Annotated in this window: 14 protein-coding genes and 1 riboswitch; of the genes, 10 read left to right on the top strand and 4 right to left on the bottom strand. The window is 47.4% G+C overall.

Annotated elements, in window-relative coordinates; genetic code table 11:
• Entirely contained in the window at positions 1–765 is a 765-nt protein-coding gene (locus IFO68_RS01090; protein WP_192013893.1) for a DUF3450 domain-containing protein, read from the bottom strand.
• Between the two features lie 250 nt (positions 766–1015).
• Between IFO68_RS01090 and IFO68_RS01095 the strand changes: the two genes are divergently transcribed.
• Both IFO68_RS01095 and IFO68_RS01100 read left to right on the top strand, forming a co-directional pair.
• Positions 1016–1477, top strand: coding sequence for a hypothetical protein (locus IFO68_RS01095; RefSeq protein WP_225444991.1), 462 nt, complete (start codon positions 1016–1018; stop codon positions 1475–1477).
• A 230-nt stretch (positions 1478–1707) separates the two neighbouring features.
• On the top strand, positions 1708–2349 hold the full coding sequence (locus IFO68_RS01100) for a hypothetical protein (protein ID WP_192013895.1): 642 nt from the start codon (positions 1708–1710) through the stop codon (positions 2347–2349).
• Between the two features lie 306 nt (positions 2350–2655).
• On the opposite strand, the gene IFO68_RS01105 is transcribed toward IFO68_RS01100, so the two are convergent.
• Positions 2656–3144: a hypothetical protein gene (locus IFO68_RS01105; RefSeq protein WP_192013897.1), complete on the bottom strand. Its 489-nt coding sequence runs from the start codon at positions 3142–3144 to the stop codon at positions 2656–2658.
• 624 nt (positions 3145–3768) lie between these two features.
• On the opposite strand from IFO68_RS01105, the gene IFO68_RS01110 reads away from it, so the two are divergent.
• The gene (locus tag IFO68_RS01110) at positions 3769–6357 is read left to right on the top strand and encodes a family 20 glycosylhydrolase (protein WP_192013899.1); all 2589 of its coding nucleotides are present in this window, start codon (positions 3769–3771) and stop codon (positions 6355–6357) included.
• Between the two features lie 73 nt (positions 6358–6430).
• Here the strand turns inward: IFO68_RS01110 and IFO68_RS01115 are convergent, their stop codons facing one another.
• Complete coding sequence (locus tag IFO68_RS01115; protein WP_192013901.1) at positions 6431–6781, bottom strand: VOC family protein; 351 nt, start codon at positions 6779–6781, stop codon at positions 6431–6433.
• Positions 6782–6974: 193 nt separating this feature from the next.
• Positions 6975–7072: riboswitch (TPP riboswitch) on the top strand.
• A gap of 100 nt (positions 7073–7172) precedes the next feature.
• Between IFO68_RS01115 and thiD the strand changes: the two genes are divergently transcribed.
• From thiD to IFO68_RS01150, 7 genes are all read left to right on the top strand, one after another.
• The gene (gene thiD / locus IFO68_RS01120; RefSeq protein ID WP_192013903.1) at positions 7173–8054 is read left to right on the top strand and encodes a bifunctional hydroxymethylpyrimidine kinase/phosphomethylpyrimidine kinase; all 882 of its coding nucleotides are present in this window, start codon (positions 7173–7175) and stop codon (positions 8052–8054) included.
• Positions 8054–8845, top strand: coding sequence for an ABC transporter ATP-binding protein (locus tag IFO68_RS01125; protein ID WP_192014530.1), 792 nt, complete (start codon positions 8054–8056; stop codon positions 8843–8845). Before thiD ends, IFO68_RS01125 begins: the two co-directional genes overlap by 1 nt.
• 31 nt (positions 8846–8876) lie before the next feature.
• Entirely contained in the window at positions 8877–9653 is a 777-nt protein-coding gene (locus tag IFO68_RS01130; protein WP_225445014.1) for an ABC transporter permease, read from the top strand.
• 27 nt (positions 9654–9680) lie between these two features.
• The gene (locus IFO68_RS01135; RefSeq protein ID WP_192013907.1) at positions 9681–10622 is read left to right on the top strand and encodes an ABC transporter substrate-binding protein; all 942 of its coding nucleotides are present in this window, start codon (positions 9681–9683) and stop codon (positions 10620–10622) included.
• A gap of 42 nt (positions 10623–10664) precedes the next feature.
• Complete coding sequence (gene tenA, locus IFO68_RS01140; protein WP_192013909.1) at positions 10665–11327, top strand: thiaminase II; 663 nt, start codon at positions 10665–10667, stop codon at positions 11325–11327.
• A 177-nt stretch (positions 11328–11504) separates the two neighbouring features.
• Positions 11505–12167 carry a potassium channel family protein gene (locus IFO68_RS01145; RefSeq protein WP_192013911.1) on the top strand — a complete coding sequence of 221 codons (663 nt, stop codon included), beginning with the start codon at positions 11505–11507 and terminating at the stop codon, positions 12165–12167.
• Positions 12164–13531, top strand: a complete 1368-nt coding sequence (locus tag IFO68_RS01150) for a TrkH family potassium uptake protein (RefSeq protein ID WP_192013913.1) — start codon at positions 12164–12166, stop codon at positions 13529–13531. Before IFO68_RS01145 ends, IFO68_RS01150 begins: the two co-directional genes overlap by 4 nt.
• On the opposite strand, the gene IFO68_RS01155 is transcribed toward IFO68_RS01150, so the two are convergent.
• On the bottom strand, positions 13528–14130 hold the full coding sequence (locus tag IFO68_RS01155) for a TetR/AcrR family transcriptional regulator (RefSeq protein ID WP_192013915.1): 603 nt from the start codon (positions 14128–14130) through the stop codon (positions 13528–13530). The genes IFO68_RS01150 and IFO68_RS01155 overlap by 4 nt on opposite strands.
• Positions 14131–14149: the final 19 nt, after the last annotated feature.

Raw genomic sequence — 14149 nt, forward strand, 5'->3', positions numbered from 1 at the left:
TCAGTTAGCCTCCAGATTGACAGATACAGGAAGAGAGATCAGACCGGGAGCGATTTGTTTCGACGCCATTGCAAAGGCTTTATCCAACTCAGTACCAGCCTGAGGCTCTAATGATTGCCATTGATGAGCACCGTCATTCCAGGCCCAGTAGCGCTGACCGTCGAGGCTACGCGCCACAAAAGCCACACGCCCGAGATACAGCAGATCGGCTTCAATATTTTCCGTGGTACTCAGGGCCAATTTACCCTGATAGACACCGAGCTTAGTACCGTAGTCCATTTCAATCTGGTAAGCCTCCAAAATACGACGATACTTTTCGGCATCACTGATATCGGCCTGAGCCATCATGAACTCCAGTTTGGCAATCCGTGCCAACCGTTGATCACGTTTGATAGGTTTGTCATCTTCAACCACAGATTTCAGACCATCTATCATCTTATACATCAATGGCACTACACCCTGGCGAGTTTCTTTAATGCCTGAAATCTGTTCACTTAAGCTGCTTTTTTCTGATTCCTGACTATCAACCAAGCGAGCCAGATGATCCCGATAGACAAGGAGGTTTTTCACTTCTTCCTGAAGGGCTTCAATTTCAGCCTTCATTGAAAGCGTTGCATCTGCACTTTTATCAATCTTATTCTGGCTTTGTTCGGCAGACTGATTGATTTTGCTCTCAATATTGCGGGCCGCATCGAGTGTACTGGCCCCCGCATTTATGCTCAGGCCGAGTGCAATCACGGCCAGACTGGATTTCATCATGTTCATCTTGGAGCAGTTACCTTAAGTATCTGTTCAAAAAGCAAGCCATTGAGCCAACTTCCCATAACTAGTCAATTACGCATTAAGCTGAGTGACTGGTCACACATCTTAGTTGAAAACAAATCTCATTTAAACTATAAAATCCGGAAATTTTGCTTCCGCTAAGCCCATAGCAGCACGGATCAGATCAAGCCGAATCATGCATTAAAGACAATCCGAATCGAAGACAGTGACCTGAAGAAACGAGGAAGATATAATGCGCCGGATTATCAGTTATTCGGAAAGTAAAGTGTCCAATCTCTCCATTGAATCGATTCAACAACAACTGTCTGACTTAGGCTTCCGCCCGGAAGGGATCAGAATCGTGACGGTTTCAGCAATGACCTCAGAGTTATTAGAAACTTGCACAACCCAAGAAAACGAATGTTTTTATAACTCTTACATGAATGTCATTTATGGTAAGGGAGAGCGCTACGTGCTTGGATTTCGCTGTGAAGATCCAATCGTTGATCATGCGATCATTCGCTCAGGGGATCTGTATTTCGACCCAACGTTACAGGCAAACGGCAACTTCACTTCCTATCAGTTTGCGATACTCACTGAGTTCACTGTCTTCGACATGATGAACCATGCAAAGTCTAATAAAGACTTTCCGCCAGATGTTGACTATCTCTTCAGTAAAGCAAGCAAGTTCAAAAACGTTATCGCTGCCAAATAGTATAACGGGTTGGCCTGCTCTGGTGCCTTTCCCTCTTCAGTGAATATTCAGTAAAACTTTGAGCTAATGCTCAAAGTTTTATTATTCACCTGACTTTTTAACGTTAATCCATGAGATTTTGTGCGTTGTGTGGCATAAATGTGCTTTGTGGCTCAGTTTATCTGCATCTGCGTATAGGCTAGTTTTTAGATATTTATCAACTGTTAACGATTAATAGGAAGGAATAAAGCATGAAGCCTTTGGTTTACAGTCTGATCGGTTTGTCCCTGGCTGGATGTAGCAAGGGCGTACTGGTATCTATTCCTGAAAACTTACAATCTAGCGAATTGCCGGATACCGGTTTCTTAATGGGTAGCATTGGCGCATCAACTATCTGGCCGTCTACAGGTGAAAACTTAAAAACAACACTGTATTTTAGTCGAGCCGACACAGAGCAAGATATCACTGTTTCTAACAACAATGATTCCAGTGATTTTCGCAGCCCCACGACGACAAGCTCTTTATTTTCTATCCCCCTGCCGTCAGGAAACTATCTGCTACATACAATTACCTTTATTGGCACTGACGGCCGAAAAACTATCCATACCCAAACCGATAAACGACTGGACTTAACGTTTTCTATCCAGCCAGGTGAAGTCACTTACCTGGGTGAGTTTATTGCCAGCAGTAAAGTGTCCAGAAGTTCACTCTGGAACACTGATTATCCCAACGGAAGGGGTTATCTTACGCATAGCTATGCAATAGAAAGAGACCGTCACTTTTTCTACGAGCGTCACCCTGAACTCTCCGGAAAGCATTTCAACACTGTGACTTTAAAAGTAAGCCATTCTCAACTCTTAAAATTTCAGCCGCAGTCCGGGCCAGAAAGCTAAACCTTACTTGTAACCTCTTTCCTTTTTAAACAATTATTACCTTTAAATACAATAGGTTACTTGCAGCCCTTTACTCATATTCAGGACAAAAAATTACCACAAAAAAACCACATTGAATGCTTGACATTGTCCAAGACGATACAGGTTCTGGGGTCCGGCCATTTCCCACAGAGTTATGCACAGCTTTTGTGGATAACGATTCGAGATTTAAACATCAAGCGTTTACAGTGTGTACTTTCAAAGCAAACTGGTACAAAAAGGCCAGACGTCGTGTCTGGCCTTCGTGTTCATTATCCGCAATTGGGTTTATTCAATTGCTGAGCATTCTGCATCTTCAATGCTCAAATTCGAGTTCAGACCAAATTGATCAAGATACTGCACTGCTGTTGGGTAGAAACCGGCATTGATTGCATCTTCAATACTGCTTAAATCAATTTTATATGTTTTCAGGCCAATCTCTGTAAGCTCAGTGGGAAGGCAACTGGATGTATCGCCTTCTTTAAAGCAAACTCCCGATGTTTCCGGAATTTTTGCGCAGCCTGAATCAGTCACAGATCCAACAGCATTGACCAGATCATCACGAGTGCCAAAAGGTGCATTCGCAGGTAAATCTACATTGAGATCTTGCAGTTCTGCCCATGTGTGGTAACCATCAGGTACACCGGTCAGGTTGGTCGTGCTGGCACTATGAATCGTAAAGACTTCGACCTTGCCCTCTACCAAATTTTCAATTGTTTCTTCATCACAGCCAGCCAGGGCCAGTAATGAGCATAAAAGTACTGCTGCTCTTGTCATTTTATTATCCTTTGTCGTATCAGGTTGTTGCCGGGAGAGTATCTTCTACAGATGAGCGGAAATCCACTTCTAATCGCGAAACTGATAGCTGGCTGCCATTTTTACAAGGCGATTGATTTGTTACCTGAATGGATTTAAATGTTACCTGTAAGTTGTCGCTTTTATTAACCGCATCTTGCTAGTACCATAGTGAAACCATAGTGAAATGGCTGTCTAATACATTTCGCCAAACGTCAGAGTCGTTATATATCTCCGAATATCATGATGATTTTGCCGAAAGTTTGTACCATTTTATGTGCCAGCATGATTACTCTGTTGAATGAATCTCTTATCAGTTTGATACAAGCGAGTAATATTTTATGGCGCGCAATAACCACTCATCACACTGATATTTCAACTGCCAGAAATGCCCTGCCGAAACAGTCAATAGCTCCCGCTCCGCTTGAAATAAAATCTCCATCACGAATGGCTGTTTAATTTATGTACAAAAAGTATGCTTTATTAGGCATTGCTGCCAGTTTTACTATCTTTTTTTGAATTAACCACTATTGATATTTTTATCTGTCAGATCTTATGGTTAGGCTAGAAATTGTTTATTTCGCTCATCAAAAAAAGGAACCTAAGATGATAAAAACGTCAGTATTAGCACTTGCATTGTCAGCTGTATTTGCTGCACCTGCGATGGCTATTCCTGCTGCAGACCTGGACCAGCTTGGCCAGGGATTGGATGTGACTTACACCGTTTTGGATAACACTCAGGATGACTGGGTCACTTTCCGCGCTAAAATCGATTTCACAAACCAGAGCAGTAAAACATTACCAGCGACAGGTTGGTCAATTTACTTCAGCCATATCCGTATGGTTGAAAGTGTCTTAACCGACCAGGTGAAAATCAGCCATGTCAATGGTGATATGTTTAAGATCGAGCCAACCGCAAACTTTGTGCCTCTGGCGCCTGGACAATCGCTTGCCATTGAGTTTGACGCTGCAAACTGGCAGGTAGCAAAAACTGACGTTATGCCGAACTGGTATTTTGTGTCTGAAGATCAGGGACAGAACATCACATCACTGATCACCAGCACCAGTAACCGTGTTAATGGTCTGGTACCCACCAAGCCATCAGAAGAACTCCCATTCGTGGCTGATTTTTCAACGCCACAGCAATGGAAACGTTATGGAAGTGCTGCCATAACCGACTTTTACGATCCTTTTACCGCACAAGACAGATACCAGCGTAATGCTGATCTCAATGTCATCAACAATGCCAGCGGCGTTATTCCTACTCCAGCCGAACTGACGCTTGGCATCGGTGATGTCACACTGGATTCGACCTGGGTTATCGTCTACGGCAATGGATATGAAGATCAGGCCATGTTCCTGGCCAGTCAGTTAGGTGTAACTGCAGTACCCTGGTCGCCCACGACGCAAAAACGTATCAATATGGGCTGGAGCCAGATCAACATCAATGGCGTGCAAAAATGGGAAGAGGCTTACAGCCTTAACGTCGACGCCGCGAACGAGATCATCACCATAGGGGCGGCGGATACAGCAGGTGCATTGTATGCTTCCCAGTCTTTATTGCAGTTAGTCGACGGTAATAAAGTCCCTGAGGTGCAGATTACTGATGCGCCTCGTTTTGCTTACCGTGGTTTTTCCGTTGATGCCGTCCGAAATTTCCGTACTAAAGATGCGATTATCCAGTTGCTCGATCAAATGGCCGCATTCAAACTGAACAAACTCCATCTGCGTCTGGCTGACGACGAAGGCTGGCGCATAGAAATTGCTGGCCTGCCTGAACTGACAGATGTTGGCGCAACACGCTGCCATGATCCGGAAGAGAAAGCCTGTATTTTACCTTTCCTGGGTGCCGGTCCGGATGGTTCACCTGAATCCAACGGCTATTACACTGCCACGGACTATCAGGACATTCTTAGTCATGCCGCAGCCCTGAATATTGAAGTCGTGCCTGAGATCGACATTCCCGGCCATGCACACGCCGCAATCAAGGCGATGGAAGCCCGCTATGATCACTACGCGGCTCAGGGGAACATGGCAGAAGCGAACAAATACCTCCTGACCGACTTTAACGATACCACTCAGTATCTGTCGGTTCAGATGTTCACAGACAACGCCATCAATGTGTGTATGGAATCGTCTTATAACTTTGTTGATGCAGTGGTTAGCGGCCTCGTCAGCCTGCATCAGGGAGTTCAGCCACTCAAAACGTTCCACTTCGGCGGTGACGAGATTGCAGGAGCATGGATTAACTCCCCGGCCTGTCAGGATTTCATTGCCAATAATACTGATGGAGTCAACAGCGTATCGGATCTGAGCCGTTACTTTGTCGAACGTATTTCTGTGATAACTGCCAACTATGGTCTGGATATGGCTGGCTGGGAAGACGGGCTGATGCACGATGGTCAGGTTTACCCTCGCTCACAAATGGCAAACAACCAGCTTTGGGGTAACGCATGGCAGAATATCTGGGAATGGGGTGTCGCGGATCGCGCATATAATCTGGCCAATAACGACTATAAGGTCGTCTATAACCATGCAACACACCTGTACTTTGACCACCCGTATGAGCCCGATCCAAACGAGCGCGGCTACTACTGGGCACCACGTTTTACCGACACTCGTAAAACCTTTGGTTTCATGCCTGACGACGTCTTCGCCAATGCTGACTTCACTCGCGCCGGTGCACCAATCACCAAAGCAGAAGTGGTTGCTTCTGCGGGTGTGAAAAAGCTGCTCAAGCCTGAGAATGTTCTGGGCCTTCAGGGATCGCTCTGGGCCGAAACAGTCCGTACCGAAGACCAGTTTGAAGGAATGATCTTCCCTCGCGTGCTGGGTTTGGCTGAACGCGCATGGCACACTGCGACATGGGAAGCTAATGACAACGCAGGCATTGCACTGGATGAAACCGGACGCAACGCCGATTACAACCATTTCGCCAACCTGCTGGGTCAGAAAGTACTGCCTAAACTGGAGCAAGCTGGTATCGCGTTTAACCTGCCGGTTCCAGGCGGTGTTATTGAGAATGGTGTACTTCAAGCTAATTCGACTTTCCCGGGTCTGACTATTGAGTACTCTACAGATCAAGGCACGAGCTGGCAGTCGTACGACCATCTCAACCCACCCGCTGTCGCGGCAGGTGTCCAGCTGAGAACCGTTTCAGGTCAGCGAACCAGCCGGGTAACAACGGTTAACTAAGGCCATACAACCGACACACAGAGCTCCTTCGGGAGCTCTGTTTCATTTTAATGCTGACGATCTGGCTCTAATCTTATTCTGACCATACCGCCAGTTCATTACCGCTTGGTTCAGTGAAGTGAAAACGCCTGCCGCCCGGAAAAGAAAAAACAGGTTTCACAATCACCCCACCCGCAGCGATCACAGCCTGTTCGGTGGCTTCTAAATTATCGCTGTAAATAACAATCAGCGCGGCACCTTTCTCAACCTGAGAAGACAATGGCGCGGCATAAAATCCCCCATCCAGCCCCTGTTCTGAAAATGCGGCGTATTCATCACCATAATCCATGAATGACCAGCCAAAAACGCGCTCAAAAAATGCCTTTGTATTGGGTATATGACTGGCTGGAAATTCAACATAGTTGATTTGATGGTGCTTTTTCACTGGCTTTGCTCCTTTATAGCTGATTTCAATATACATAATCTACAACGAAATCTTAGCTGAGTTTGCATCGGTCAACTCGCTTGTCATCAAATTGGTGTAATTCTTTTGCTTTCTGAGAAACAACAAGGTTAGAATGACCAGCGCGAAAAAGTGCTTAAATGTATAGCTTCAGCACATCGCATCAGATTTAGAGATACGTTAGTCGGGGAGCCGTAAGGCTGAGACCACACTGTGGGACCCGTTGAACCTGATCCAGTTAATACTGGCGTAGGGAACTAGCAGAATTGCCTGTCACCTTCTCATCCTGACCAGGATGCTCGCGAAGTGAAATCCGGCGACTGTTCGTCACCCCTGCGTAATCAAGCGAAGATTTTGATAGCAAGGGATGCCGATGAACACGTCCACAATAACCAAACTTTCTCAGTCAGATAATCCTGCACGTACCCCAATTACACTGACCATTGCCGGTTCAGACAGCGGTGGCGGAGCGGGCATTCAGGCAGACATTAAAGCGATTTCAGCAACAGGTGGCTATGCCTGTTCCGTCATTACTGCGCTGACGGCGCAAAATACACTGGGTGTATCCGGCATCTTTCCTGTCAGTCCAGCGTTCGTTGAACAGCAATTAGATGCCGTTTTCAGTGATCTCGACATCCGGGCCGTCAAAATAGGTATGCTGAGCGATGCTGGCATCATTCGGGCAGTCGCAAACAAACTTCGCCAGTACCAGCCTGAATTTATCGTGCTGGATCCTGTCATGGTGGCCACCAGCGGGGATCTTTTACTGGAAGAAGACGCTATCAGCACACTGAAAAATGAACTGATACCTTTAGCCACTCTGATAACCCCCAACCTCCCAGAAGCCGTCACACTCACCCGCTCAACAGGCCAGCATATCAACACATCAGCCCTGCAGCATACCGATAAAGAACTGCTTATCGAGCAGCTCAAAACCATCAGCAGCAATGCTGTATTGCTGAAAGGCGGACACTGGGAACAGGACTCATTCAGTACCGATTATTTGATCACAACCAGTGACACCGTCACTATCTCAGCCAAGCGCATCGCGACCCGAAACACCCATGGAACAGGGTGCACTTTATCCGCCGCTATCGCCTCCTACCTCGCACAAGGCTGCCCCCTCTCTGAAGCCGTCCATAAAGGTAAAGAGTACCTAACCCAAGCACTGTGCCATGCCGATCAGCTCAGCATTGGTCAGGGACATGGGCCAGTCCATCACTTCTACGCACTTCATCCGTCAAGGAATAAATGATGAATACAGCGAAGCCCTCACCTGACACTCAGCCTCATTGCCTGGGTGTCAGGGTAAAACAGCTGACATTGTCTTTTTCAGGTCAAACTGCCCCTTTATTCAGTCAGCTGGATTTAACACTTCAGGCCGGAGAATGGCATTGTATTCTTGGGCGGAGTGGCTGCGGTAAAACCACACTACTGCGGCTTCTCGCCGATCTGTTACCTCAAGATGTGGCATGGCAGGGCGAACTCTTCACATCAGATGCCCGGAGTATGAGTGATCGCGTCGCCTATATGGCGCAACAGGATCTGCTGCTGCCCTGGTTAAATGTACTCGATAATGTCTGTTTCAGTTTCAGGCTCAAACAAGGTAAAGCCAGTGAAGCCGTGCAGGAGCGTGCAATCCAGCTTCTCCAGCAGGTCGGGTTAGGTGAAAAGCTGCACGCCCGTCCATCACAACTGTCAGGGGGAATGCGACAACGCGTCGCGCTTGTACGCACCTTAATTCAGGACAAGCCACTGGTTCTAATGGATGAGCCGTTTTCCGCCCTGGACGCCGTGACAAGATATAAACTCCAGGATCTCGCCGCTGAGTTGCTGGCTCAGCGTACTGTGCTGCTTATTACCCATGACCCTCAGGAAGCACTAAGGCTGGGTCATCACCTCTTTTTAATGCAAGGTAAACCGGGCCGGTTAACGCGCTTGTCCGTTCCCGAAGGCACACCGCCGAGAGCAATCAATGCAGAGTTGGCTGTAAAACAACAGGCCATTATCGAGCAACTTTCCGGTCTGGGTGAGCGCTATGTCTAAAGAACTCGCAGAGAAACCTGCTGTAGCAAGGATGAATATCCGCCCCTTTTTTCATCATTCCCTGAGCCGTCTGGCAATCAGCTCTGTGTTTCTGATCGGTTTCTGGCAAGGTATTGTCAGCCTGTTTCAGCTTCCCGGCTTTATTCTTCCTGAACCGCTCGCCGTATTTCGCAAATTAATTCAGCGCCATGATGTTCTGCTCAGCCATGCCAGTGTCACTATCAGCGAAATTATCCTGGGGTTAGCTTTCGGGCTTGGCATTGGTCTTGTCTGCGCGCTATTGATGCTTCTTTTTAATCCGGTTAAACGCTGGCTGTTACCTCTGCTGATCGCCAGTCAGGCCATTCCCGTTTTTGCTATCGCCCCTATTCTTATGCTCTGGCTGGGCTATGGCATTGCATCCAAAGTGGTGATGGCAGCCATTATTATTTTCTTTCCGGTTACAACTTGTTGTTACGACGGCTTGCGACACACACCTCAGGGCTACTTAGATCTCGCGAAAACAATGAATGCCACAACATGGCAAATGTTGTGGCATATCAGGCTGCCGGCGGCTCTGCCTGCCCTGGCATCGGGTATACGGGTTGCCGTGGTGGTTGCCCCCATTGGCGCTGTTGTCGGTGAATGGGTTGGCGCCAGCGAAGGACTCGGCTACCTGATGCTGCAAGCCAACGCCCGCATGATGATTGATGAAATGTTTGCCGCCTTGCTGATTTTAGCCGGGCTCTCTGTGTCGCTGTATTTTGCGACAGATTACCTGCTTAAACGCGCTATCCCCTGGCTGCCAGAGAATGGCCAGTCACAATAAATTTCGCATTAGATAAGGAAAAAATTAATGACCAACTTACCTGCCCGAAGTGCAATTGCGCTCGCCATTGCCAGTTTTGCCAGCCAGGCTCAGGCAAAAGAAATGACCTTAATGCTGGACTGGTTTGTCAACCCGAATCACGGCCCTATCATTATTGCGCAAAAAAACGGTTTGTTTGAAGAGCAAGGTTTAAACATTAAGATTCAGGAACCCGCAGACCCTTCCATGCCGGCCAAACTGGTCGCAGCAGGAAAAGTGGATTTGGCGATATCTTACCAAACCAGCCTGACGATTGATGTGGCTGCAGGGCTGCCGCTAATCAGAGCGTCAACGTTAATCGCAACGCCGCTGAACACTTTGATGGTACTTGATAATAACAAGATCAATACCATGGCTGATTTGAAAGGGAAAACGATTGGTATCGCCATTGCCGGTAATGAAGAGGCAACCGTCGGCACTATGCTGAAAACAGCAGGCGTCAACTTCACTGACGTTAAAATCGTTAACGTCGGATGGGCACTTTCCTCATCGCTCGCCTCCGGTAAAGTTGACGCTATATGGGGCGGATTACGCAATTTTGAATCTAACCAGCTGGCACTGGAAGGATATAAAGCCAAATCTTTCTTCCCGGAAGAACATGGTGTACCTCCCTACGACGAACTGGTGGTGGTTGCCAATAAAAACCAGTACAACGCAGAAGATCTGAAAAAGTTTAATCTCGCCATAGAGAAAGCCACACAATATCTCATCAACCACCCTGATAAAGCCTGGAAAACTTTCATTTCCTATTCTCCTGACACACTGAATAACGAGTTAAACAAACTGGCCTGGCGCGATACGTTACCTCGCTTTGCTCTCCGCCCTGCTGCCGTGGATCAGGAGCGCTACAACCAGTTCTCCGCGTTTATGTATAAACACAAAATTATCGACAATGCACCGGCAGCAAAAGACTTTGTGCCCGCCTTTTGATTCAGCCTTTACCCGGACTTATTGACAGGGATGGAATAACAGATGAAATATCAAGATTTAATTCAAGCCTGCCAGGATGACTGGCAAGCATACACTCACCACCACTTCGTGGCACAACTGGCACAAGGGTCGTTAGATTCGGTGGCCTATTTACATTATTTGAAACAGGACTTCCTGTTCCTGAAACATTATGCCCGTGCTTATGCCCTTGCCATTTATAAAGCAACGACACTGGAAGAAATGCGCCGTCCTCTGCCCAGTTTACAGGCGCTTATCGGCAGTGAAATGCATCACCATGTGACCTATTGCCAGCAGTGGGGGTTAACTGAGTCTGACATGGAAGCCGAAGCTGAAGATGTAGGAACAGTGGCCTACACACGGTATGTATTAGACACAGGTATGGCCGGTGATCTTACAGATTTATTTACTGCGCTGGCCCCGTGCGCGATCGGCTATGCCATGATTGGCGAAAGGCTGATACAAGATCCAGACACCCGTATTCAGGACAACCCATACGCCAGCTGGATTCAGTTATATGGTGGCGATAGCTTCCAGCAAGATGTGCAAACCAGTATCCGGCACCTGAACAACCTGCTTGAGCCAGTACCACTGTCAAGTCCTCGAGGCCAGCAACTCATCAACATTTTCCGAACGGCCACCCGGATGGAAATTGCTTTCTGGCAACAAGGTCTGGACGCCGTCTAACTCAGTTTGTGGAAGGGATTGGTATCGATCCCTTTTTCATGCACTCGTGTGAAGGATATTCGGTTTCACAACAATTTCTCTTTTAAATTCAGATTACAAGACGGCTGGATTCACAGATCTGGCCTATCTTGTATACATGCTTTGTTTCCGTGAACACACTATTTGCAGGGCAGCAGCATGGCAGCAGAAAGTAAGCAAGTCGCAGTCATCGGACTAGGCCGGTTTGGTATGGCGCTTTGCTATGAACTCAATCAGCAAGGTGCTGAAGTTCTGGCTATCGACATTAATGAAGATCTCGTGCGTAAAGCCGCTGATCATGTCACTCAAGCTATCGTCGCCGATTGCTCTAATGAAGATACAGTTTCTGAGCTCAAACTGGATGATTACGATATCGCTATGGTGGCGATTGGAGATAACGTTAACGCCAGTATTCTGACGACTCTGATTTTGAAAGAATCTGGCGTTAAGCTGGTTTGGGTCAAAGCGAAAGACAGGTATCACGCAAAAATTCTGCATAAGATTGGCGCAGACCGTGTCGTTATGCCGGAAACAGAAATGGGGCAACGCATTGCCCGTATAATGCTTGATACCCGTATTTTCCATTACCTCGAACTGGGCAGCGGACTGGCCATTGCCGAAGTTGTGGTGCTAACCACTATGATGGGACATCCGCTTTCTTCCCACCCCTGCTGCCAGGGACAACACACTCACCTTTTGGCATTAAAACGAGGACCAGAACTTCGCCCTCAGCCTGAGAAAGACACCAGAATGGAAATCGGCGATATTCTGATCATCGCTGGTCCTGAATCAGAACTCAGCGAATTGTTTAAACGCATATGAAGGGCTTTGCTGGCAAAGGCGGGATATTTCACCTTAAAACACCGCATAAGCAATCACCCTGGTCTGAACCTAGAATAATTATTGTCAGCTTTCTTTCTATCCTGCTGCCTGCCTCGGTATTGCTGACATTACCCCTCTTTTCTCAGACAGGATTAAGTTTTGTCGATGCGCTGTTTACCGCAACGTCAGCCATCAGTGTCACAGGGTTAGGCGTTGTCGATACCGGTACGCATTTCACGCACAGTGGAAAAGTGCTGCTGATGATTCTGATGCAGATCGGGGGACTGGGACAAATGACCTTGTCAGCCGTGTTGCTTTACCTGTTCGGCGCGCGACTCAGTCTCAAACAGCAAGCTGTCACTAAAGGCGCTTTAGGACAAGAAAGCTCGATCAATATTCGTCGTCTGGTCATCCTCATCATACTTTTTACGTTAGTTGCTGAAACGGTAGGAACCCTCATTCTGGCTATCAGATGGGTGCCTGAATTTGGTTGGTCCGAAGGGCTTTTTACTGCTGTATTTCATGCCATTTCTGCGTTTAACAATGCCGGCTTTTCACTGTTTCCTGACAGCATGACAAGGTATCAGAACGATACCCTGCTTCTGATGACTGTCTCTCTGCTGTTTATCTGTGGTGGCCTGGGTTTCACTGTGGTTGCTGACTTGTTCAGGTGGTCAAAAACACGACATCACAAACTGCGTTTGCATTCTAAACTCATGCTGGTTGCGACCCCGACTCTGCTTTTGTCCGGTACAATGTTGTTCTGGCTACTTGAAAAGAATAATCCCGCCACACTGGGTCACTTACCAACCGGTTTGCAGTGGATGAATGCATTCTTCCAGTCAGCGACTGCCAGGACAGCCGGCTTTAACTCTGTGGACATCTCGCACTTTTCGCAACCAGCACTTTTGGTCATGATGGCCTTGATGTTGATTGGCGCCGGGTCGACATCAACAGGCGGGGGGATCAAAGTATCCACTTTCGTCGTGGCTATAGTGGCAACGATCACCTTTCTGCGTCAGCAGAACAATGTTGTACTGTTTAAACGAACAATTGCCTGGAGCACAGTACTCAAATGCCTGGCGATCATTGTTGTCAGCGGCTTAATACTCATACTTGCCATGTTTTTACTAATGCTGACTGAGAAGGCTTCCTTTGATCGGGTAATGTTTGAAACAATTTCTGCTTTCTCAACCGCGGGGTTAAGCGCAGGATTAAGCGGATCACTGTCGGAACCGGGAAAGGTCATTATGGTTGTTGTGATGATAACTGGCCGTATCGGTCCGCTTACGCTGGCTTATCTGCTTGCAAGACCGACGACAACACAACTGAAATACCCGGAAGATAACGTCTATGCGGGTTAATGGTATTTGTTACCTGCCTGATTCTGCAATGTCAGCAGACCAAGCAGCACACTGACGCCGTTATCAACCAGCTCATACTGACGGGCTTTCCCCAATACACGGATACCCTGCATTTGCATCACCAGAAAATGGCTGAATTGCTTCGCATCTGTGTTCATGCTCCATTCGCCCTGTTCCTGCGCGTTTTGAATGGCAGTCTGAAACCGCCCGGCTAGTGTGTTAAACAAGACTCCGCCCGTTGCCAGTACAGTCTCATCGCAGTGCGCGCGTTCCAGTAAAGCATTTTGCAGAAAGCAACCGCAAGTCTGCTCGCGCTGCAATGACGCAAATCGCTTCAGATAAGCCACAATGTCCTCATACCCTGCATTTTCATGCAGCAGTTTTTGAAGTGGAGGAAATGACACTTTCTTCAGGTAATATTCTAATGCTTCACTGAATAAACTCGCTTTATCTGTATAAGTGTTGTAGAGACTGAACCGGTTAATTCCCAGACACTCAACCAGATCCGATACGGATGTATCCGCATAGCCTTTCAGCCAAAAAAGCTCCATGGCCTGAATAAGCTTCTCTTCTCTATCAAAATTTTTGGTCCTAGCCATCTTCTTATCTCTCAGGGTG

Source organism: Photobacterium arenosum (genome assembly GCF_014841115.1).
In the GTDB taxonomy this organism is placed as follows: domain Bacteria; phylum Pseudomonadota; class Gammaproteobacteria; order Enterobacterales; family Vibrionaceae; genus Photobacterium; species Photobacterium arenosum.